The organism is Solibacillus kalamii (assembly GCF_002174535.1).
Classification (GTDB): Bacteria; Bacillota; Bacilli; order Bacillales_A; family Planococcaceae; genus Solibacillus; species Solibacillus silvestris.
In genome coordinates this window covers 36836-56847 of the sequence record NZ_NHNT01000015.1, presented here as the reverse complement: position 1 = coordinate 56847, position 20012 = coordinate 36836, and the positions used below count along the sequence as shown (strand labels likewise).

At 39.4% G+C, this 20012-nt stretch carries 17 protein-coding genes; 12 read left to right on the top strand and 5 right to left on the bottom strand.

Features of this window, described 5'->3' with window-relative positions; all coding sequences use genetic code 11:
• Positions 1–132: 132 nt before the first annotated feature.
• Positions 133–447, bottom strand: coding sequence for a hypothetical protein (locus CBM15_RS17345; protein ID WP_008408209.1), 315 nt, complete (start codon positions 445–447; stop codon positions 133–135).
• Between the two features lie 146 nt (positions 448–593).
• On the opposite strand from CBM15_RS17345, the gene CBM15_RS17340 reads away from it, so the two are divergent.
• The 9 genes from CBM15_RS17340 to CBM15_RS17300 all read left to right on the top strand — a co-directional run bounded on the left by CBM15_RS17340 (position 594) and on the right by CBM15_RS17300 (position 10785).
• The gene (locus CBM15_RS17340; RefSeq protein WP_065215486.1) at positions 594–1670 is read left to right on the top strand and encodes a M42 family metallopeptidase; all 1077 of its coding nucleotides are present in this window, start codon (positions 594–596) and stop codon (positions 1668–1670) included.
• A gap of 79 nt (positions 1671–1749) precedes the next feature.
• Entirely contained in the window at positions 1750–2364 is a 615-nt protein-coding gene (locus tag CBM15_RS17335; protein WP_065215487.1) for a DUF84 family protein, read from the top strand.
• Between the two features lie 71 nt (positions 2365–2435).
• A complete protein-coding gene (locus CBM15_RS17330) occupies positions 2436–2954 on the top strand; it encodes a hypothetical protein (RefSeq protein WP_087618443.1) in 519 nt (172 codons plus the stop codon).
• A 119-nt stretch (positions 2955–3073) separates the two neighbouring features.
• Entirely contained in the window at positions 3074–3889 is an 816-nt protein-coding gene (locus CBM15_RS17325) for a DUF1444 domain-containing protein (protein WP_087618442.1), read from the top strand.
• The gene (gene ytpR, locus CBM15_RS17320; RefSeq protein WP_087618441.1) at positions 3886–4500 is read left to right on the top strand and encodes a YtpR family tRNA-binding protein; all 615 of its coding nucleotides are present in this window, start codon (positions 3886–3888) and stop codon (positions 4498–4500) included. Before CBM15_RS17325 ends, ytpR begins: the two co-directional genes overlap by 4 nt.
• 211 nt (positions 4501–4711) lie before the next feature.
• Positions 4712–7885 carry a DNA translocase FtsK gene (locus CBM15_RS17315; protein ID WP_087618440.1) on the top strand — a complete coding sequence of 1058 codons (3174 nt, stop codon included), beginning with the start codon at positions 4712–4714 and terminating at the stop codon, positions 7883–7885.
• 147 nt (positions 7886–8032) lie between these two features.
• Entirely contained in the window at positions 8033–9331 is a 1299-nt protein-coding gene (gene murC, locus CBM15_RS17310; protein WP_065215490.1) for a UDP-N-acetylmuramate--L-alanine ligase, read from the top strand.
• Positions 9332–9754: 423 nt separating this feature from the next.
• Entirely contained in the window at positions 9755–10264 is a 510-nt protein-coding gene (locus CBM15_RS17305; protein ID WP_087618439.1) for a DUF948 domain-containing protein, read from the top strand.
• A gap of 38 nt (positions 10265–10302) precedes the next feature.
• Complete coding sequence (locus CBM15_RS17300) at positions 10303–10785, top strand: YtxH domain-containing protein (protein ID WP_087618438.1); 483 nt, start codon at positions 10303–10305, stop codon at positions 10783–10785.
• 36 nt (positions 10786–10821) lie between these two features.
• Here CBM15_RS17300 and CBM15_RS17295 read toward each other — a convergent pair whose 3' ends face one another.
• Positions 10822–12978, bottom strand: coding sequence for a cell division FtsA domain-containing protein (locus CBM15_RS17295; protein WP_087618437.1), 2157 nt, complete (start codon positions 12976–12978; stop codon positions 10822–10824).
• 177 nt (positions 12979–13155) lie between these two features.
• Between CBM15_RS17295 and CBM15_RS17290 the strand changes: the two genes are divergently transcribed.
• Complete coding sequence (locus CBM15_RS17290) at positions 13156–14241, top strand: bifunctional 3-deoxy-7-phosphoheptulonate synthase/chorismate mutase (protein ID WP_008408231.1); 1086 nt, start codon at positions 13156–13158, stop codon at positions 14239–14241.
• 287 nt (positions 14242–14528) lie between these two features.
• Positions 14529–15527 (top strand): catabolite control protein A, encoded by a 999-nt coding sequence (gene ccpA, locus CBM15_RS17285; protein ID WP_087618436.1) that lies wholly within the window; start codon positions 14529–14531, stop codon positions 15525–15527.
• 79 nt (positions 15528–15606) lie between these two features.
• Here the strand turns inward: ccpA and CBM15_RS17280 are convergent, their stop codons facing one another.
• Genes CBM15_RS17280 through CBM15_RS17270 form a run of 3 tightly spaced genes read right to left on the bottom strand, consistent with a single transcriptional unit; the run spans position 15607 to position 18072 of the window.
• On the bottom strand, positions 15607–16770 hold the full coding sequence (locus tag CBM15_RS17280) for an acetoin utilization protein AcuC (protein WP_087618435.1): 1164 nt from the start codon (positions 16768–16770) through the stop codon (positions 15607–15609).
• Complete coding sequence (locus CBM15_RS17275) at positions 16767–17414, bottom strand: acetoin utilization AcuB family protein (protein ID WP_008408235.1); 648 nt, start codon at positions 17412–17414, stop codon at positions 16767–16769. Before CBM15_RS17275 ends, CBM15_RS17280 begins: the two co-directional genes overlap by 4 nt.
• Positions 17415–17439: 25 nt before the next feature.
• Positions 17440–18072, bottom strand: coding sequence for a GNAT family N-acetyltransferase (locus tag CBM15_RS17270; RefSeq protein ID WP_087618434.1), 633 nt, complete (start codon positions 18070–18072; stop codon positions 17440–17442).
• Between the two features lie 164 nt (positions 18073–18236).
• Between CBM15_RS17270 and acsA the strand changes: the two genes are divergently transcribed.
• Entirely contained in the window at positions 18237–19964 is a 1728-nt protein-coding gene (gene acsA, locus CBM15_RS17265) for an acetate--CoA ligase (protein WP_420820154.1), read from the top strand.
• The last annotated feature ends 48 nt before the right edge of the window (positions 19965–20012 follow it).

Below are 20012 nucleotides of genomic sequence, written 5' to 3'. Positions count from 1 at the left end.
GATGCAGGTGCTTTTCTTATCGGTTGTGTACTTTTAGCATAATTGTTTTCACAATGATTAAAGGTAAAGAAAATACTTTGATGTAAAGCAGAAAAAATGCGATGACAAAATTACGTCATCGCATCCTTTACATTATATTTGTTTAATATCTACAATGGCACCGGAACGGGCATCTGCTGCGAACTCGTAGTTCTCAAGTTCGCCGTTAATTGTACGAGAAATACCTCCACGATAGACCGGTGTTTCTGTAAAGCCATTACTGAAGTTTTCAGTTTTCATGTAAATCCAAGAACCATCAATTGGTGCATGCTTTTTAAATTCATCTTTAATGTTGGCTAAAATATGATCTGGATTCGCAAATGGTGCGACACGATTGCTCATTTCTTTAACAATGACAGCTGCTGCTATCCCTGTTACAACCCCTATTGTAAAGTCTTTTAAATTCATTTCAAAATACCTCCTCAAAATAGTGACTACCTCTACTTTATCATATTCTGAAAATAGAGTAAAAATAATAGAAGGTTCGAAAGTCGAAATATTGCTTGCAATTTGTGGTATAATGAAGGCAAATCTACATTTAGAGGTGTTGCAGAATGAATCAAGATACACTTGCTCTTTTTAAAACATTAACAGAATTGCCTGGTGCACCAGGGAATGAACGTGCAGTCCGAAATTTTATGCGCTCAGAATTAGCGAAATATTCTGATGAAGTTATTCAGGATAATTTAGGCGGCGTATTCGGCGTGCGTAAAGCTAAAGATGAACAAGCGCCAAAAATTTTAGTCGCTGGTCATATGGATGAAGTCGCGTTTATGGTTACTTCCATTACTGAAAACGGCATGATCCGTTTCCAAACACTTGGCGGCTGGTGGAACCAGGTAATGCTGGCACAACGCGTTACAGTTTATACGAAAGATCGTGAAATTCCGGGTGTTATTGCGTCAATTCCGCCACACTTACTGACAGATGCGGAACGTTCTAAACCGATGGATATAAAAAATATGCTGATCGATATCGGAGCGGATTCAAAAGAAGATGCGATGAATTTAGGTGTACGACCAGGTCAATCCATTATTCCGGTATGTCCTTTCACACCGATGGCCAACCCGAAAAAAATTATGGCGAAAGCCTGGGATAACCGTTACGGCTGTGGATTAGCGATCGAACTTTTAAAAGAGATTCACGGTCAGGAAGTGAAGAGCCATATTTATTCCGGAGCAAATGTTATGGAAGAGGTCGGTCTACGCGGAGCAGCGGTTTCATCGAATATGATCAAGCCTGATCTGTTTTTTGCATTAGATGCTTCCCCGGCGAACGATACATCGGGTGATAAAAATGAATTCGGTCAACTAGGTAAAGGGACATTACTCCGAATCCTGGACCGTTCAATGGTTACACACCGAGGTATGCGTGAATTTGTGCTGGACACAGCAGAATCAAACAATATTCCATACCAATATTTCGTTTCTCAAGGTGGTACAGATGCAGGACGTGTACACACACAAAATGACGGAATTCCATCGGCAGTAATCGGGGTTTGCTCACGATATATTCACACTTCTGCTTCGATTATTCATGTAGATGACTATGCAGCGGCGAAAGAACTGCTAGTGAAATTAATCCAAAGTGCAGACCGTTCTACAATCGAATCTATTCGCGCAAACGTATAAAAAAAGTCAATATTATATTATAATACAAGGATGCGAACTTATCGCATTCTTGTTTTTTAGTTGCGGAAATAGGTTTAACGTGACTTACATAAAAATCGGTAAACCAGTTTTTATTGGTATAGACCGTTTAAAAAATGAACAGCTTGGAGATGAAATAATGAAAGTAGCAGTCGGATCGAAAAATAAAGCAAAATTAGGTGCCGTTGAAGCAATTGTTAAACAGTATTTCCCGGAAGCGGCAATAGAAAATATGGATGTACCTTCTGATGTGTCGATTCAGCCATTCTCAAATGAAGAAACAAGACAGGGTGCAATCAATCGTGCACGTCATACGATGATGCTGACAAATGCTGATATAACATTTGGACTTGAAGGCGGCGTCGATGAAATTGAAGGAACAATGTATTGCTGTAATTGGGGGGCGGCTGTTTTAAAGGATGGCACAGTCATAGCCAGCTCAGGAGCACAATTTGCCTTACCTGAAGAAATTGCACAGGAGCTTCGTATGGGAAAGGAACTTGGACCAGTGATGGACGTCTATACAAATAGCGAAAATATTCGTCATCATCAAGGAGCAGTGGGTATTTTTTCAAATAATCTGATTGACCGAAAAGAAATGTTTGAACACATTGTTAAGTTATTAGTTGGCCAAATACTGTTTAAAATGAATAAAGATCAAAAGGACCAGATATAGAGCACATTTGTTGCATTACGGCTTGAAAAATATTTATGATACGATTGAACGTTTGAAAGAGAGGGAAAACAATGAGTCGTAAATGGATACATGCGTTTTTGCTTACTTCACTTGTTGTTATATTATCAGCATGTAGTCAAACAGTCGAAGAACAGGCACAAGCAGGAATGGAAAATGCTGAAACAATATTTAGCAGCGAACCGAATAAAGCAAACAAAACGATTGGACATATAGAGTTATACTTACCAAAAGGATATAGTATTGAAAAAGGAATCGATGAATTGAATTATACGATTCTGAACGGTAAAGATTCCTATATACTATTCGTCAATCAAAACGAACCGGAAGACAGTCAGTTACAGTATGATCTATTAAAGCAGGAGAATAAAAATGAAATCGTTGAAGAGAAGACTTTCGATGCGGATGGCCAATTCGGATTTTCTGCTGTCACAAAATTTCCTGAAGAGAAATATGAGCTGATTGTTAATTTAGGCGGCGTAAAGCTGTCGACTATTTCCGTGGATAAGAAGATTGACGATAAAATCCAGGAAATGATGGAAATTGTAAAAACAGTGAAAGTGATTGATTAGTTGAAGCATTGTACAAGCATTGAGTAAAGTAATCACATGGCTTTTTTGTTACAATAGAAGAAGTAAATGGAACGGTTCACATTTGTGAGCCGTTTTTGATTAGATAAAGGAGTGGTTGAATGGAATCGAAACAGTTAGTAGCTGAACTGAAGACTAAATTAGGTGAGGCAAACTTTACATTCACATTCGATGAAAAGCATGATAAATTACGTCTTGAACATAAAAAAATCGGACGAGGGATGGATATCTCTTTACCCGAAATTTTAACGAAGTACGAAACGAAAAAACAGCAGGCAATTGATGAAGTGATTTATACAATTGAGCAAACGTTTTTAGCGATGCAACAAGAAGAAGAAAAGGGCTTTGGCGGACTTGCTTCTGTTTATCCGATCATCCGCTCAACGTCCTTCCCTAAAAAATCAAATGATGGACATGCATTTGTAATGACAGACCATACGGCGGAAACACGTATTTATTATGCGCTCGATCTAGGCACAACTTATCGTTTAATTGATGAATCAATGTTGCCGAAATTAAACGTAACAGAAGAGCATATACGCGAAGCAGCCCGTTTTTCTGTAAAAAAATTGCCGACTTCTGTAAAACGGGATGAAGTTTCAGGCAATATTTATTACTTTTTAAATCAGAATGACGGCTATGATGCAAGCCGAATACTAAATGAAAGCTTTTTAAAGGAAATGGAAAGCCAAATTGAAGGCGAAATGACGGTATCTGTCCCACACCAGGATGTATTAATTATTGGTGATATTCGGAATGAAGTAGGGTATGATGTATTAGCGCAGATGACGATGCATTTCTTTACAGTTGGCGCGGTTCCGATTACGAGCTTGTCATTTGTATATGAAAACGGTCATTTAGAACCAATATTTATTTTAGCGAAAAACAAAGTAAAAAAGGAGCAAGAAGAAAAATGAAAGTAGCTTACAACAAAGCACATGTAGGAGATGTCCTACTAGTTCAATTAGCATTGGAGCCAATCGTAAAAACAGCGATGGATCGCGCTGGCGATGTAGCCATCCTAAAAGAAGAAACAACTGGTGAAGTGAAAGCATTCAACCTTTTTAATGCAAGCAAATACGTAGAACTGGATGTTGCAGGGAATGTAGAAGTAACACCGAAACTTGTAGATAAATTAGAAGCGGCTTTACAAGCAAATGGCGCAGAAATTTCTTTAGAAGTAGATTTTTCTCCAAAATTTGTAGTCGGCTATGTTGAATCAAAAGAAAAGCATCCAAATGCAGATAAACTAAGTGTTTGTAAAGTGAACATTGGGGATGAAACATTACAAATCGTATGTGGTGCACCGAATGTAGATGCAGGCCAAAAAGTAGTTGTCGCAAAAGTTGGTGCTGTGATGCCTTCTGGTTTATTGATCAAAGAAGGCAATTTACGTGGTGAGGATTCATTCGGTATGCTTTGCTCTGCACGTGAACTGGCAATTCCAGGCGCACCGGAAGTAAAAGGTATTTTAGTACTGGATGATTCTGCAGAAGTAGGAAGCCCATTTGAGGTTTCAACTCGTTAATTAGTACGAAAAGTTAGTATGTTGAGCTGAGTCTCTCATACTAACTTTTTTTTATCCGTAAAAATATCAGCGACAAAGCGCATTTACCCGGCAAATATGATATGCTTTTGAGGTGTATATTATTTATATACTGCATTTAATATAAGAAATAAAGACCGTCTCAAATAGTGGAATTTGTACGGCAATGTTTTTAAGGAAAGAAGTGGTAATTATGAGTTGGATTAAAAATAAATTTAATAAACTATTTAAAATGGATCCAGATGAGGAATATGATGATTATGAAGAGTATTCCCAACTGGATGATATAAATCAATCAAAACAAACAGAGGCGCAGCAAAATTATCAGGAAGAAAAAGAAGCACCGAAAAAAGCATTCCGGTTCCCTTTAATAGAAGATGATTATGAGGAAACAGCGAATCAAGAAAATGAGCAGAGACAAACGACGCGCTTTTATGATGATGACAAGGAAAAATTGACATTACCAAATTATTTGCAAAAGCATACAGTACAGGAAGTATATGATGTCGAAGTATCTGGTATACGAGATTTACTGGAACGCCGCCGTAAAGGGAAAGGTCAAACAAATGTCGTGCACACGAGAGATCCTGTTCGTCGCTTGCCGAATTTAAAGGAAGAACGGGAAGCAATACGCCATAATAAACCTGTACGCGCGGAGAGAATGGAAAACAAACAAATTCTAAAACCGATCGAAATTAGGAAACGTTTTATTCCTACCGATGTTCCGTCGCCTGTACACGGTTTTAAAAAGCCGTCATCGATTGAAACATTAATCGAAAAACAGCAGGAAGAAAAGCTTAAAAATAAGGAACAGCAACAATCATCAATAATTGAACCTGTGCATAATGAAACGGCAGAACAGCTGGTCGAACCAGTTGCTGTACCATCACCAGATGAAGATCAACAGACCGTAATAGAGCAGCAGGAACATGTAATTCACGAGTCTTCTTCAGCAGTTGAGATTCCACAAACAGAACCAGTTGAATCAGAAACAGAACCTGAACTTGAGCATGAAGAAGTGGTTTTAGTCGAAAAGGACGAACCAGCTGAGGTAGACCAACAACCAATGGAAGAAACGATACTTGAACAACAGAACGAAGCAGTGACCGACATCGGAAATGAACAGGAAGATACTGTAAAAGGTGACACTTCTGTTGCAGAAACAATCAATGATGTACAAGTGAAGCATGTGACAATTGAAAACTCGACGATTCACATTGGACAATTGAATGTAGAGCAAATGCCACCATCTGAGGAAGCGACTATCATTGAGCAGAATAAGGAAGAAACGGACATAGTACAGCCGATCAGCACAAGAAGCCGTGTTCCTTTTAATGTGGTAATGCTGAAGTCAGATAAGCAAAAATTAATGACGAAGCAATTTGTCGAGCAGCAACTAAGTCTACAAAGTAAAAAAAATAAAGAAGACGAAGTTAAGCATGAAGAGAGTGTAAATACGTTTGAAGAGCCAAATGAAGCTTTTACTGAACGAGAGAATTTTGTGCACCTTGAAAACGATGTTGAAGTGGAAACTATTTATCAAGATACTCAAACAACTCAGAATGATGCACGAGAAGCACATGAAAATGATCAAGTCATTACTTTTAACGAGCAAGTCGTAAAGCATGAACCAAACAGTCAGCTTGAAGAGAAAACGATGAGGAATTCTACTTCTACATCAATTGGATTGCTGGAACGTGAATCCGTTGTACCGGCACAAGTAGATGAACTGTTAGAAGTTGCAGCAACTACGGAAGCGATAGTGGAAGAAGTTCCAGTAACATTGGATATTCAAGGAGTACCCGAAATTCAAGAAGTGACCGTACTTCCTTTAGTTAATGAAGAGGAAGATCCAATTGTTGAAGAAACGTCAGACATAAAAGAATCTACTTCACAAGAATTGGCAGTGGAGGAAGCGGAAACTGTAATAGAAGCACCTCCAGTTAAAAGAATACCTTATGTAAAACCACCTCTTGAATATTTAGTACCACCGGAGGAAATGGTAGAAGACCGCGACTGGATGGATGAGCAAGGCGAAAATTTAGTGGAAGCACTATCGCATTTCCAGGTTCAGGCGCAAATTGAATCGATCGTACAGGGACCGGCTGTTACGCAATTCGAAATTACAGTAGGGCACGGGACGAAAGTAAGTAAAGTCCGCAATTTAACGGATGATATTAAATTGGCATTGGCTGCAAAGGATATTCGTATCGATGCGCCAATTCCGGGGAAACGTTCAATCGGAATTGAAATTCCGAACCGGATTTCGCGTTCGGTCCGTCTTTCTGAAGTGACAGAATCAGCTTCGTTTAAAGATTCTGATTCCCCATTAGAGGCAGCACTAGGCTTGGATTTAACAGGGAAGCCTGTCACGATCGACTTACGAAAAATGCCGCATGGTTTAATTGCCGGAGCGACAGGATCGGGTAAATCGGTATGTATTAACTCGATTTTAGTCAGTCTGCTTTATAAAGCAAATCCAAATGAATTAAAGCTGATGCTGATTGACCCGAAAATGGTGGAACTTGCTCCATTTAACCATATTCCGCATTTAGTCAGCCCTGTTATTACAGATGTTAAAGCGGCTACTGCAGCATTAAAGTGGGCAGTAGAAGAAATGGAAAGACGTTATGAGTTATTTATGCACAGCGGTGCACGTAAAATAGAAGCATATAATAAAATGTGTGATGCGAATGGTATGTATGCACAGAAGCTACCTTACTTATTGATTGTCATCGATGAGTTGGCAGATTTAATGATGATGTCTCCACAAGATGTGGAAGATAGCATTGTGCGAATTACGCAAAAGGCCCGTGCTGCAGGAATTCATTTGATTGTTGCTACACAGCGCCCTTCTGTAGATGTTATTACAGGCCTGATAAAATCAAATATTCCAACGCGTATCGCCTTTTCCGTATCATCGCAGATCGACTCTCGCACAATATTGGATTCGCAGGGCGCAGAACGATTACTTGGTCGCGGAGATATGCTTTATTTAGGAAATGGAATGTCGGCTCCAACCCGTATTCAAGGTACATTTGTTACAGATGACGAAATCGAAGAAATTATCGAGTATGTACGTGAACAAGGAGAGCCACAATATATTTTTAAACAGGAAGAATTATTAAAACGCTCAGAAACAATAGAGGAACAAGATGAGTTGTTTGAAGAGGCATGCCGATTTGTGTTTGAACAAGGCTCAGCATCGACATCACTTTTACAACGCCGTTATCATATTGGCTATAATCGAGCAGCTAGATTAATCGATATGTTAGAGCGACATGGTTATGTTTCAGAACCAAAAGGAAGCAAACCGAGAGATGTATATATTACAGAAGAAGAGCTGTTTGAGCAATTTGGAGGCTAAAGGACTAGGTAATTGGACAAAAGAAAAAATTTGAATTGTCGTTCAATTATCGTAACGTGTATTTAGTGCTATAATGTAGGCATACTTTGAAACAATAAAATTGATAATTCAATGGGGTCTTCGTATCCTAGGAGGGTTTTATAAATAATGACACGCTATCATTTTACCGGTATTAAAGGTTCAGGCATGAGTTCCCTGGCGCAAATCCTATTTGATGCAGGAGAACAAGTTCAAGGTTCCGACTATGAAACATATTATTTCACGGAGCAACCATTACGTGACCGAGGAATAGAAATTTTAAATTTTGATGAAAACAATATTAAAGAAGGTTTAACAGTTATTGCAGGGAATGCATTTAATGATGATCATCCAGAATTAGTGCGTGCACGCGAGCTAGGTGTTGAAGTCATTCGCTATCATAAGTTTTTAGGCGAGTACAGCAATCGCTATACTTCAATTGCCATTACAGGTGCACACGGTAAAACGTCTACGACTGGTTTAATGAGCCATGTTGTAGGCGGTTATATGCCGACATCATATTTAATCGGTGATGGTACTGGTTCAGGTAAAGAAGATGCTTCCTATTTTGTTATGGAAGCATGTGAATACCGTCGCCACTTTTTAGCGTATCATCCGGATTATGCAATCATGACGAATATCGATTTTGATCACCCGGATTATTTCACGAGCATTGATGATGTATATGATGCTTTCCAACAGCTGGCTTTACAAGTGAATAAAGCAATTATTGCCTGTGGGGATGATGAACAGCTTCAGAAAATTCAAGCCAATGTACCCGTTGTTTATTATGGTTTTGATCCTGCAAATGATTTTTCTGCGCGTAATATTGTTAAAACATCGGAAGGTACGGAATTTGATGTTTATGTACGTAATGAGTTTTACAGTAAATTCTTTATTCCGTTATTCGGTGACCATACGATTTTAAACACGTTGGCGGTAATTTCTCTGTGTCATTATGAAGGAGTTCCGGCAAAACTGATCCAAGAACGCCTAAATACGTATGGCGGGGTAAAACGTCGCTTTACTGAAACGAAAGTTGGCAATGCGATCTTAGTGGATGATTATGCACACCACCCGACAGAAATTGCGGCAACTCTGCAATCAGCTCGACAAAAATATCCTGAGCGTGAAGTTGTAGCGGTATTCCAGCCACATACGTTTACTCGAACTAAAGCATTTTTACAAAACTTTGCGGATAGTTTGAGCGGTGCCGACGCAGCCTATTTATGTGATATTTTTGGTTCTGCACGCGAAAAGCAAGGAGAGCTTACGATTAACGATTTAGCTAACTTAATTGATGGCTGTACTGTTTTAACAATTGAAACAGTAGATCAACTTAAAAAACATGAAAATGCCGTGTTCCTGTTTATGGGAGCGGGAGATGTTCATAAATATCAAGATGCATTTGAAGCAATTTTGAATTAATTGAAAAACAGCTTAACCTGGAAGTAGAAGGATAAGCTGTTTTTCCTTACATAAAATGAAACTTTAATCAGTAGGGGTTTCTTCATCCCCTATTGATTGTTAGTTTCACCAATCGGGCATTTTCCTATCCTTTTTGCCCTGTTAAAGACTAGAGGCGGAAGTCTTACTTCACGTTAATCGGGATAAATGTTGGAACTTCTATTCATTAAGGGTTTTATTCATCAAGAGATTGGGGAATATGAAAGCATGGACAAAATGGTCATTCGCCTTTAGTGAATAAATAAATAACAAATTAGAAGTATTCACGTATGAAAAGCTTGAATTTCATGAGGTTTTAGCGAAAAAAATGCTTTTCTAGGAAAAGGATTGTCGCAATTTTTGTCGAATGTATTAATTGGAACTAGATAGAGGAGGTTATTTTTGATGGAAGTATTACTTTATATTGCGGCATTAGTGGCTGCAATCGGATTTTTAGTCCTATGTGTAAGTATTGGTATGACATTGTTTTCTGTTAAGAATACGTTAAATTCAATTGCGGGAACAGTTGCTGGTATCGAAGGACAAATGGAAGGCATTACACGTGAGACGACGAGCCTGCTTACAAAAACAAACGCATTGGCAGATGATATTTCAGATAAATCGGAGAAGTTAAATTCAGTAATGCATGCTGTTAAAGGTGTTGGCGATTCTGTTAATAACTTGAATTCATCAGTTCAACGCATTACAACATCGATTTCAACAGAAGTGCATAAAAATGAAGATAAAATTGCGCAAGTCGTTCAATGGAGTAATGTAGCGATGGGGATTGCAGACCAATGGCGTCAGCGCAAGCCGATTAATGAAGAAGATGTAATTTATACAAGTACTAAAACAAATGAAACACCACCAAGCTTAGGTGAAAAGCCGAAATTTGGTTTCTTAAAACGTAAGTAATGGGAAAATGACACTCAATCACAAGGGGGATTTTTAAAATGGAAGAAAAACGCGTAAACTATGATTATAACCGATTAAATGATTCGATTTATGATGATGAAAAAATTCATGTAAAGGATTTTGTCATTGGCACTTTAGTAGGCGGTATTGTCGGTGTAGCGACAGCCTTATTACTCACACCGAAGACAGGCAGTGAAATGCGTAACGATGTAGCAGTACAAGCTGTTACATTAAAGGATAAAGGCATTGAGCTTTCCGGCACGGCAAAGGAAAAGACTGCACAACTTTCATCGCAATTAAAAGAACAATCTTCTTCAATTGTTGAGAAAGTTAAAGCCAAAACAGCAAAACAACCACCTGCTTTCGATGATGGAACAGCTTCATCAGAAGGTGAAGAACCATTGCCATTAGATAAAATGGTAGATGAAGAAGTACTCGCTGCCGAATCTCCGGATCCAGATAGCGTAAATACAGATCCAGATATCGCAGCAAACTCAACTCGTCATTCAGATGTTCAATAAAAAAAGGCTCCCAAATATTTGGGGGCCTTTTTTTTATTAACCAACAATCGGTTGATCGGTTAGATGGATTTCCAGTTGATCGCCACCAAATATTTCAGCATCAAATGAAGAAGGCTGCCCATTCTTTAAAATCGTAAATGACCCTTTAAATGACGCAGGAAGCTGCCAGCTGGAAAATCGAAAGACATCCTGATAAATCCATTTTCTTGAATCTTTTTCCATAATACTAATTGTAGCTCCATTCGGCATTGTTGCTTCACGCGGTACCACTTGACCGTTTACCGAAAACTCTCTCGCTGTTTTTACAAGTTCCACCTGTTCTTGCTGGAACGTAACAATCACCTTTTCTTCCAATAACAAATTCAAATGGGCCGCAATTTGCTCAGCAGTGGGTAAATGACGCTGTTCAAATGTAATGATATCACCATTTTGAACAGGGTAATGCAGTTTCCCTGGCTTACCATTAATGAAAAGCTGAGATGAAAAATCAGGGAAGGATACAGGTTTTCCATCGATATGGACAAAATACGGCTGGAACTGCTGTGCATGTATAGAATAGTTTATTGATTTCAATACATCTTCCACCGTTTCGCTTGTTTCGACGACAATTACATCGCGGTCCTGTAAAAGCAAATCCATTTTTCCGATTTGACCGTTTACGAATATTTTCGGTCCAATAGTATATTGTGTTTCTTGGATTGTCACAATCTTTACGGAAGCATGATCAATAATTTCCCCTATCGTAACAGATGCGCCTGACCCATCTTTTCCGGGAATCAGTTGTATTTGATCTCCATTTTTAATAAGGGATTTAATCGATGCATTTTCACCATTTAATATGATCTGCGCTGGCTGCCCATGCTCACCAGGTACGAAAACATTTTGACCGTTCACTGTAATCGACAAACCATGTCCTGGCTTTCCGTATAGTTGTTTTGCTCTGACGTTCGCAGCCAAAAAAGCATCCCCGACTGTCATTTCCTTCAACTCAAAGAGGCGTACAACTTGTTCGTTTACTTTAATAGACATGTAATGAATCGGTGATTTTTGTGCGGCAATCGCAATCCCGATCGGTGTCACAAGCTCAGGCGTTGCTGCAATATGTGGGGCGCGTGTTAAATTCTGAATGGCATTCACATCACGTATCGCCACACGATTAGCCGGTAAATTTAATATTTTCCCGATTTCTTCTGTTAAGTGGGGGGTTAAACTTCCTCCACCTACTAGCATGACCGCTTTTGGAGGCGTGTTGTTGTTTAACCGCAAAATTTCTTCTCCGATGGACTTTGCCAAGTTTTCAATGGCAGGATATATTGCTTTGATTACTTCTTCACGTGGAAAATATTCGTCAAATCCCAAAATATCCTGAATAAGAATTTCATTGCTCGTATGTAATTGTCGTTTGGCCATTTCAGCGACCGGAAAATCCAATAAATAATGGTCACTTAAACTTTCCGTAATTTCATCGCCAGCAGTCGGCACCATCCCATATGCTACAACCGTACTTTTATCTGTAATAGCAATATCCGATGTTCCCGCACCAATATCAACAAGTGCTACATTCAAACGGCGCATTGAGGGAGGGATCAGCACATTTATTGCGGCAATCGGTTCTAAAGTGAGTGCTTCCATTTCCAAATTGGCCCGTTTTAATGCAGCAAGCAATGATTCCACAACAACACGTGGTAGGAAAGTGGCAATTACTTCTACTGATGCTTCCTCACCTTGCTGATCGAGAAGACTTCCAATTTCTTCACCATCCAGACGGAAATACAAAACAGAATAGCCGACACAGTAATAATGATTATTTTTTGTATCTTCCTTATGAAGCAATAATTGTTGCTGAGCCTGTTGTACTGCTTGCAGTTCCAGGCGGTTAATATCTTCTTCCGTAAAGATCGGTCGGTTTTTAATAGAAATGGAAACACTGGCCTGTTCGGTTTTTAATGCACGTCCTGCTGCTGCAACACTTACTTTCTCCAAAGGTCCATGCGTCTCTTCCAATTCATTCTTAATTTCCTGTATAAGCTCAGCTACATACAAAACATTATGTATTTGACCATCAACCATTGCCCGTTCTTTATGTTCTCTTACTAAAATATCGGCCACATGATGGGTATCTGCATGTTGCTCTAAAATAATGCCGACAACGGAGCGTGTTCCGATATCAAGTGCGAACAATTTGTTTGCCATATGAAAACGCTTCCTTTCAATTATTATCACAATATACTTTAGCGAGTTGAATCGCTAAATTAAAAAGACGTGACATTCTACAATAGTTTGATTATAATAAGTTTATTACTTAAAAATGTATCATACTTTTTATTTATCTGAAAGTGCCGGATACGCAAAGAAGAGGGGTAGAGGAATATGCATCAACAAGATTTAGAAAGCTTACGCAGCCAGATTGACAGCTTGAACTTAGAAATTTTACGTTTAATTAATGAACGTGCATCAGTAGTAGAAGAAATCGGTAAAATTAAAGAAAAGCAAGGTGTCAATCGCTATGATCCACTTCGTGAGCGTCACATGCTTGACTTAATTAAGGAAAATAATAACGGTCCTTTAAATCAAATGACGGTTGATTATATTTTTAAACAAATCTTCAAAACAGCCCTTAAACAATTAGAAGCAGAAAAGAAAAAGGAATTACTCGTTTCACGTAAAGAAAAGTCAGAAGATACTGTCATTAATGTGAATGGTGAATTAATTGGTACAGGAGCTCCTTCTTTCGTATTTGGACCGTGTGCGGTTGAGTCATATGAGCAAGTTGCTGCAGTTGCTGCAACAATTCAGGAAAAAGGCTTAAAATTAATTCGCGGTGGTGCATACAAACCACGTACATCTCCATATGATTTCCAAGGCTTAGGTCTGGAAGGTCTAAAGATTTTAAAAGATGTGTCTAAAGAATACGGTTTAGGTGTCATCACAGAAATCGTAACACCGGCTGATTTAGACCATGCATTGGACTACATCGATGTTATTCAAATTGGTGCCCGCAATATGCAAAACTTTGAACTGTTAAAAGCGGCTGGAGCAACAAATAAACCTGTTTTATTAAAACGCGGTTTAGCAGCGACAATCGATGAGTTTATCCATGCAGCAGAATACATTATGTCAAAAGGTAATGAAAACATTATTTTATGTGAACGCGGAATTCGCACATACGAAAAAGCAACTCGTAACACATTGGATATTTCTGCAGTTCCGATTTTAAAACAAGAAACACATTTACCGGTAATGGTGGACGTGACGCACTCTACAGGACGTCGTGATTTATTATTGCCATGTTCAAAAGCGGCAATCGCTATTGGAGCAGATGGAGTAATGGCAGAAGTGCATCCAGATCCATCAGTTGCATTATCGGATCAGCAGCAGCAAATGGATATTCCAACTTTCAATGCTTACTATGAAGAACTTTTAAAATTCATGAAGCAATACGAAGTGTCAAAATAATCATTAATAAGCCCATGTTGAGTAATTTCAACATGGGCTTTCAATATGTCTGTACATATTAATTTGACGGAAGTGGTATAGTAATTTACAATTTTTAACAAGTGCTATCGTTTTGGTAGCATACTTTTTGAATATTTTAAGACAATTGACGAAAAAACCACGTATTCACTGGGTTTTAGATTGAAAATAGAAATGGAAATATTATATGATGAAGCTATACATAACAATTAGTTCTACTAGTCGTTTATAAAAATTTGTATCACTATGATAAAAAGGGGGAGAAACTTTTGACTGTCACAATTTATGATGTTGCACGTGAGGCGAATGTATCAATGGCAACCGTATCTCGCGTAGTAAATGGAAATCAAAATGTTAAGCCTGCAACAAGAAAAAAAGTGTTGGAAGTGATTGAGCGTCTCGAATATCGTCCAAATGCAGTAGCACGTGGCTTAGCAAGTAAAAAAACAACATCAGTAGGAGTCATCATCCCTGATATTTCGAATAATTTAAATGCTGAGCTGGCACGAGGTATTGAAGATATTGCGACAATGTACCGCTATAATATCATTTTAGCAAATTCAGATCAAAATGAAGAAAAAGAGTTGTCTCTGCTTGATACAATGCTAGGAAAGCAGGTTGACGGTATTGTCATGATGAGTGAAGAGGTAACAGACAATATTCAACGCGCGGTAGAAGCATGTCCTGTACCGATTGTATTGGCAGGATCGATCAGTTCAACTGAAAAAGTAGCTTCTGTAAACATTGATTATTATAATGCGGCATTTGAAGCTGTAGAAACACTAATTGATAATGGACATAAGAGAATTGCCTTTGTCTCTGGTCCGCTACAGTATACAGTGAATGGTCAGCATAAACTTGCAGCCTATAAAGATGCGCTTGAAAAAGCAAACATTGAAATAGATGATGCATTGATTGTTGCTGGAGATGGCTCTTATGATGACGGATTGGAAAGCTGGGAGAATTTAAGTGAATTACAGCAACCGCCTACAGCTATTTTTGTCGGAAATGATGAGCTTGCAATTGGACTAGTCCATGGCATTCAAGATAGCGGAAAAAATGTGCCGAATGATGTTGAAATTATCAGCTTCGAAAATTCAAAACTAGCGCGCATGGTACGACCAAAACTTACAAGTGTTGTATTGCCTTTATACGATATTGGAGCTGTCGCAATGCGCTTATTAACGAAGTATATGAACAAAGAGGAAGTTGAACAGCAACATGTCATCTTACCTCATCGCATAGAGAAGCGTGGTTCGAGTAAATAACAAAAGCGCCTGGCAAAAGCTGACAGGCGCTTTGTTTTATTTATAGCCTTATAGTTTTGTTCGAACTTCATAGCAAATGTTATGAACGGTTTTTTTCTGTACGAATAATATGTAGTGCTTTTTCAAGCATTCGTATATTTTTTTCCTCAATTTCTGCTTTGCGCGGAATGGGATCATATAAGGGATGTGGATCATTCCATGTCGGTATTAGCGGAACAGGTGATTCCGATTGCCATTTATCAAGCCATTGCTGTGGCAACGGTCCATTCGGAGCAGGCTGATCGGTCATCTCCGTCCAAATATGTGACCATGCTCGTGGGACGACCCGCCAAATATCATAGCCTCCGCCACCAACTGCAATCCAGCGTCCGCCACAATATTCATGTGCCAATTTATGAGCAAGCTTCGGTATTTCTTTATAAATGTTCATTGTGCCGTACAAATGTGTGAGCGGATCAAAATAATGTGCATCTGCACCATTTTGTGTCAAAACGACATCCGGTTTGAAAAATTCAAATACTTCCCGCATTGCCTGCTCGTAAATTTCCAAAAAGCTCTCATCTTCCGTAAATGCATCAATCGGGAAGTTAAAAGAAGTCCCGTAACCTTCACCATTCCCGCGCTCTGTTATATTGCCTGTACCCGGAAATAAATAGCGGCCGGTCTCATGGATCGATAATGTACATACATTCGGGTCATCATAAAAGGACCATTGAACGCCGTCTCCATGATGGGCATCAGTATCTACATATAAAACACGCAGTCCGTACTTTTCCTGGATATATTTTATCGCTACACTGCTATCATTATAAATGCAAAAACCGGATGCTTTTCCGCGGAAACCGTGATGGAGACCACCGCCCAAGTTTAATGCGTGCTGCGCTTTTCCCTGCAGTACCTGGTCGACCGCCTGTAATGTACCGCCAACTAAAAGCGCGCTTGCTTCGTGCATATTTTTAAAAATGGGGGTATCTTCTGTTCCAATACCATATGGTTCCCCTTGCTGGGCGGTTAACTCGCCATGGCCTGCCTTTTTTACGATCTCTATATACTGCAAATCATGAGCCAGCCCAATTTCTTCATCTGTTGCAATTCGAGCAGGGACGATATCTCCATCTTGAAGTGCACCAATATTTTTCAGTAAATCTATCGTTAAGTGTAATCGCTTATGGTTAAACGGGTGTGTGTCCGAAAATTTGTAAGTGAGTTGTTCTGGTGAATAAATAAATACAGCTTTTTTCATAATGTGACGCCAGGTAAGTTTGGCCACAATACATCGTATCCTTGCTTTCGCAAATCTTCAATAATATGCAGCGGATTGATTACTTGCAGACGGACACTTACAATTCGGGTTTTCACATTTTCACCATCAGGATATACGAGTACACTTAATACATTTGCCTTGTTTTCGTGGAATACTTTTGTAATTTCAAAAAGCATGCCAGGTTTGTCATTTACCCGAATATCAATTTTAGAGCCGGGCTTATGTGCGCCTGTTAATTCGATGTAAGTATATAGTAAATCAGTCGTAGTTACGATGCCGACCAGTTTTCCGGCAGTAACTATGGGTAAACAGCTGATTTTAGCATCATAAAAAGTCATGGCAACTTCTTCAACGAAGTCTAGCGGATGACCGACAATCGGATTTTTAACCATGATTTTCTCGATTGGGGCATCATAAATCGTAGAGTCGGGTTCTTCGCGCAATCGAGAAGGCAAAGCATTTTTCAAGTCATGGTCTGTAATGATTCCCACAACCACATTTTCTTTGTTTACAATTGGCACATGACGGATATTTTCCTCTCGCATAAGGCGCACAGCATCGCGTACAGTGTTTTCAGGCAGGAGTGTATGTATCTCTCTTTGCATGATTTCTTCGACAATCATAGTTCATTCCCCTTTGTGATAAGAATTAATACATGAAACGATTTCTAAAGCGAAGTCTGTCAAATCTCTCCAATGTCTCATTTCCGACACGTGCCCCCACACGCGCCATTAGACAATTGGCAGGATGAGAAGTTATTTCAGGATCATCTGTCGCATAATACTCAAAATTAACTGAGGTCATCATTCTCTCCATCATATTCCGATATTCCCAAACAGATAAACCTGTTCCTTTTAAATCCCAATGCCAGTAATATTCAGTTGTAATCACTAAATAATCTTCCATTGCATCATCCATAAATGACACTTCCAATAATTTTTTGCCTGCGCCGGATCCTCTAAAAGTAGGAATGACTTCAATGGCACCTAGCTCAATCATATCTGGAATACGGTCTTCTGACCAGCGTTCCAACGGGTCTGGATAGAGATACGTAACATAGCCGACAATTATATTATCCTGTCGAATGACAATAATGCGTCCTTCTTCCAGTTTAGCAATCCCAACAAGTGCTTCATGCTGCTGATGGGAAGGTCTAAAAGCTTTTAAATCTTCATGTAATGTGTAGGTAGCAAGTTTTTCGGAAGGAACGGGCCCTTCTACTAAAACATTACCATTCCTCGTTTTGAATTCAAGACGATAATAATTTTTCACATGAATCATAATCACACCACCTGCTTTTAATACATCTATTATACTCTATTTCATGCGAAAATACGCTTAAATTCGCGAGATGTCACTAAATTGATTGAAAGTTTTAAATATTTTGCCTATTATAGTATTTTTATTGTAAAATGATTGTAGTTTTTAATGAAAGGGGATTTTTCATGGGGATGAAAACGATGGAAAAGCTAGCAGTTATTCCAGGGGAACATAATTTGAAAAATTATGAGGAAACAGCTGCAAATCATGATTGGCAACATAGTGAAAAAGCATTTTCTTGGTTTGAAACGGGGAAAGTCAATATTGCGTATGAGGCAATAGACCGACATGCAACAACACACCGCAAAAACAAAGTGGCTCTTTATTATAATGATGGGAACCGAAAAGAGACATATTCTTTTTTTGATATGAAACGTCATTCGAATAAAGCGGCGAATGTGTTGAAAGAAAGGGCGGAATTAAAAAAAGGCGACCGTGTTTTTATTTTTATGCCACGTACGCCGGAGCTTTATTTCAGCTTAATTGGTGCATTGAAAATTGGCGCGATAGTTGGTCCGTTATTCGAAGCGTTTATGGAAGGTGCCGTATATGACCGGTTAATGGATAGTGAGGCGACAGTGATCATTACAACGCCTGCACTGTTGAGCAGAGTGCCACTGGAAAAGCTGCCGCATTTAAAGACGGTATTTGTAGTCGGGGAAAATATTGAAGAAACGGATAAGATCTTAGATTTTAATAAATACTTTGCAGAGGCATCTCAGGATTTTGACATTGAATGGGTCGATAAGGAGGATGGCTCCATTTTGCATTATACATCCGGATCGACAGGTGCTCCAAAAGGGGTATTGCAAGTCCATTATGCAATGGTTCAGCAATACCAGACAGCACAGTGGGTACTGGATTTAAAGGAAGACGATATTTACTGGTGCACAGCCGATCCCGGATGGGTGACTGGAACAGCTTACGGCATTTTCGGTCCATGGCTAAATGGGGTGACAAATGTCGTTGTAGGGGGGCGCTTCAGTCCGCAAGCATGGTATGGGGCAATTGAAGAATATGGCGTCACGGTATGGTATAGTGCGCCAACTGCATTTCGTATGTTGATGGGGGCAGGCCCAAATATTATCGGTAAATATAATCTTTCTACGCTTCGTCATGTTTTATCGGTCGGTGAACCATTGAATCCGGAAGTTGTGAAGTGGGGATTGGAGATTTTGAACCATCGTATTCACGATACCTGGTGGATGACGGAAACAGGTGGCCATATGATCTGCAACTACCCATCGATGGAGATTAAGCCAGGCTCAATGGGCAAACCTGTGCCGGGAATTTATGCAACGATTGTAGATGACCAAGGCAATGAAGTGCCGCCATATACGATGGGGAATTTGGCGATCAAAAAAGGGTGGCCGGCGATGATGCGTCAAATATGGGGAAATCCTGAACGGTATGAATCTTATTTTTTAAAAGGAGAATGGTATGTTTCAGGAGATTCTGCATTTATGGATGAGGAAGGCTATTTCTGGTTCCAAGGTCGTGTAGACGATGTGATTATGACAGCGGGAGAGCGGGTTGGACCATTTGAAGTGGAAAGTAAACTGCTTGAACATCCTGATGTAGTGGAAGCAGGAGTAATTGGAAAACCTGATCCGGTCCGCGGCGAAATTATTAAGGCATTTATATCATTACGTGAAGGGGTAGAGCCGAGTGAAGTACTTGAAGCGAATATTCGAGACTTTGTAAAAATAGGGTTATCGGCCCATTCAGCACCACGTGAAATTGAATTCAGAGATAAGCTGCCAAAAACTCGAAGCGGAAAGATTATGCGCCGTGTGCTAAAGGCTTGGGAACTTGACTTGCCAGCAGGCGATTTATCAACAATGGAAGAGTAACTTTAAATGGCAGTACTTCTTGAATCGGGGCGCTTACATATGTAGGCG

Bases quoted from the DNA above. Each gene is read 5' to 3' on its own strand.
- CBM15_RS17270 (WP_087618434.1), bottom strand. From the start codon at position 18,072: ATGATTCATGTGAAAAATTATTATCGTCTTGAATTCAAAACGAGGAAT.
- CBM15_RS17295 (WP_087618437.1), bottom strand. From the start codon at position 12,978: ATGGCAAACAAATTGTTCGCACTTGATATCGGAACACGCTCCGTTGTC.
- CBM15_RS17325 (WP_087618442.1), top strand. From the start codon at position 3,074: ATGGAATCGAAACAGTTAGTAGCTGAACTGAAGACTAAATTAGGTGAG.
- acsA (WP_420820154.1), top strand. From the start codon at position 18,237: ATGGGGATGAAAACGATGGAAAAGCTAGCAGTTATTCCAGGGGAACAT.
- murC (WP_065215490.1), top strand. From the start codon at position 8,033: ATGACACGCTATCATTTTACCGGTATTAAAGGTTCAGGCATGAGTTCC.
- CBM15_RS17340 (WP_065215486.1), top strand. From the start codon at position 594: ATGAATCAAGATACACTTGCTCTTTTTAAAACATTAACAGAATTGCCT.
- CBM15_RS17330 (WP_087618443.1), top strand. From the start codon at position 2,436: ATGAGTCGTAAATGGATACATGCGTTTTTGCTTACTTCACTTGTTGTT.
- CBM15_RS17300 (WP_087618438.1), top strand. From the start codon at position 10,303: ATGGAAGAAAAACGCGTAAACTATGATTATAACCGATTAAATGATTCG.
- CBM15_RS17315 (WP_087618440.1), top strand. From the start codon at position 4,712: ATGAGTTGGATTAAAAATAAATTTAATAAACTATTTAAAATGGATCCA.
- CBM15_RS17345 (WP_008408209.1), bottom strand. From the start codon at position 447: ATGAATTTAAAAGACTTTACAATAGGGGTTGTAACAGGGATAGCAGCA.
- CBM15_RS17280 (WP_087618435.1), bottom strand. From the start codon at position 16,770: ATGAAAAAAGCTGTATTTATTTATTCACCAGAACAACTCACTTACAAA.
- CBM15_RS17305 (WP_087618439.1), top strand. From the start codon at position 9,755: ATGGAAGTATTACTTTATATTGCGGCATTAGTGGCTGCAATCGGATTT.
- ytpR (WP_087618441.1), top strand. From the start codon at position 3,886: ATGAAAGTAGCTTACAACAAAGCACATGTAGGAGATGTCCTACTAGTT.
- CBM15_RS17275 (WP_008408235.1), bottom strand. From the start codon at position 17,414: ATGATTGTCGAAGAAATCATGCAAAGAGAGATACATACACTCCTGCCT.
- CBM15_RS17290 (WP_008408231.1), top strand. From the start codon at position 13,156: ATGCATCAACAAGATTTAGAAAGCTTACGCAGCCAGATTGACAGCTTG.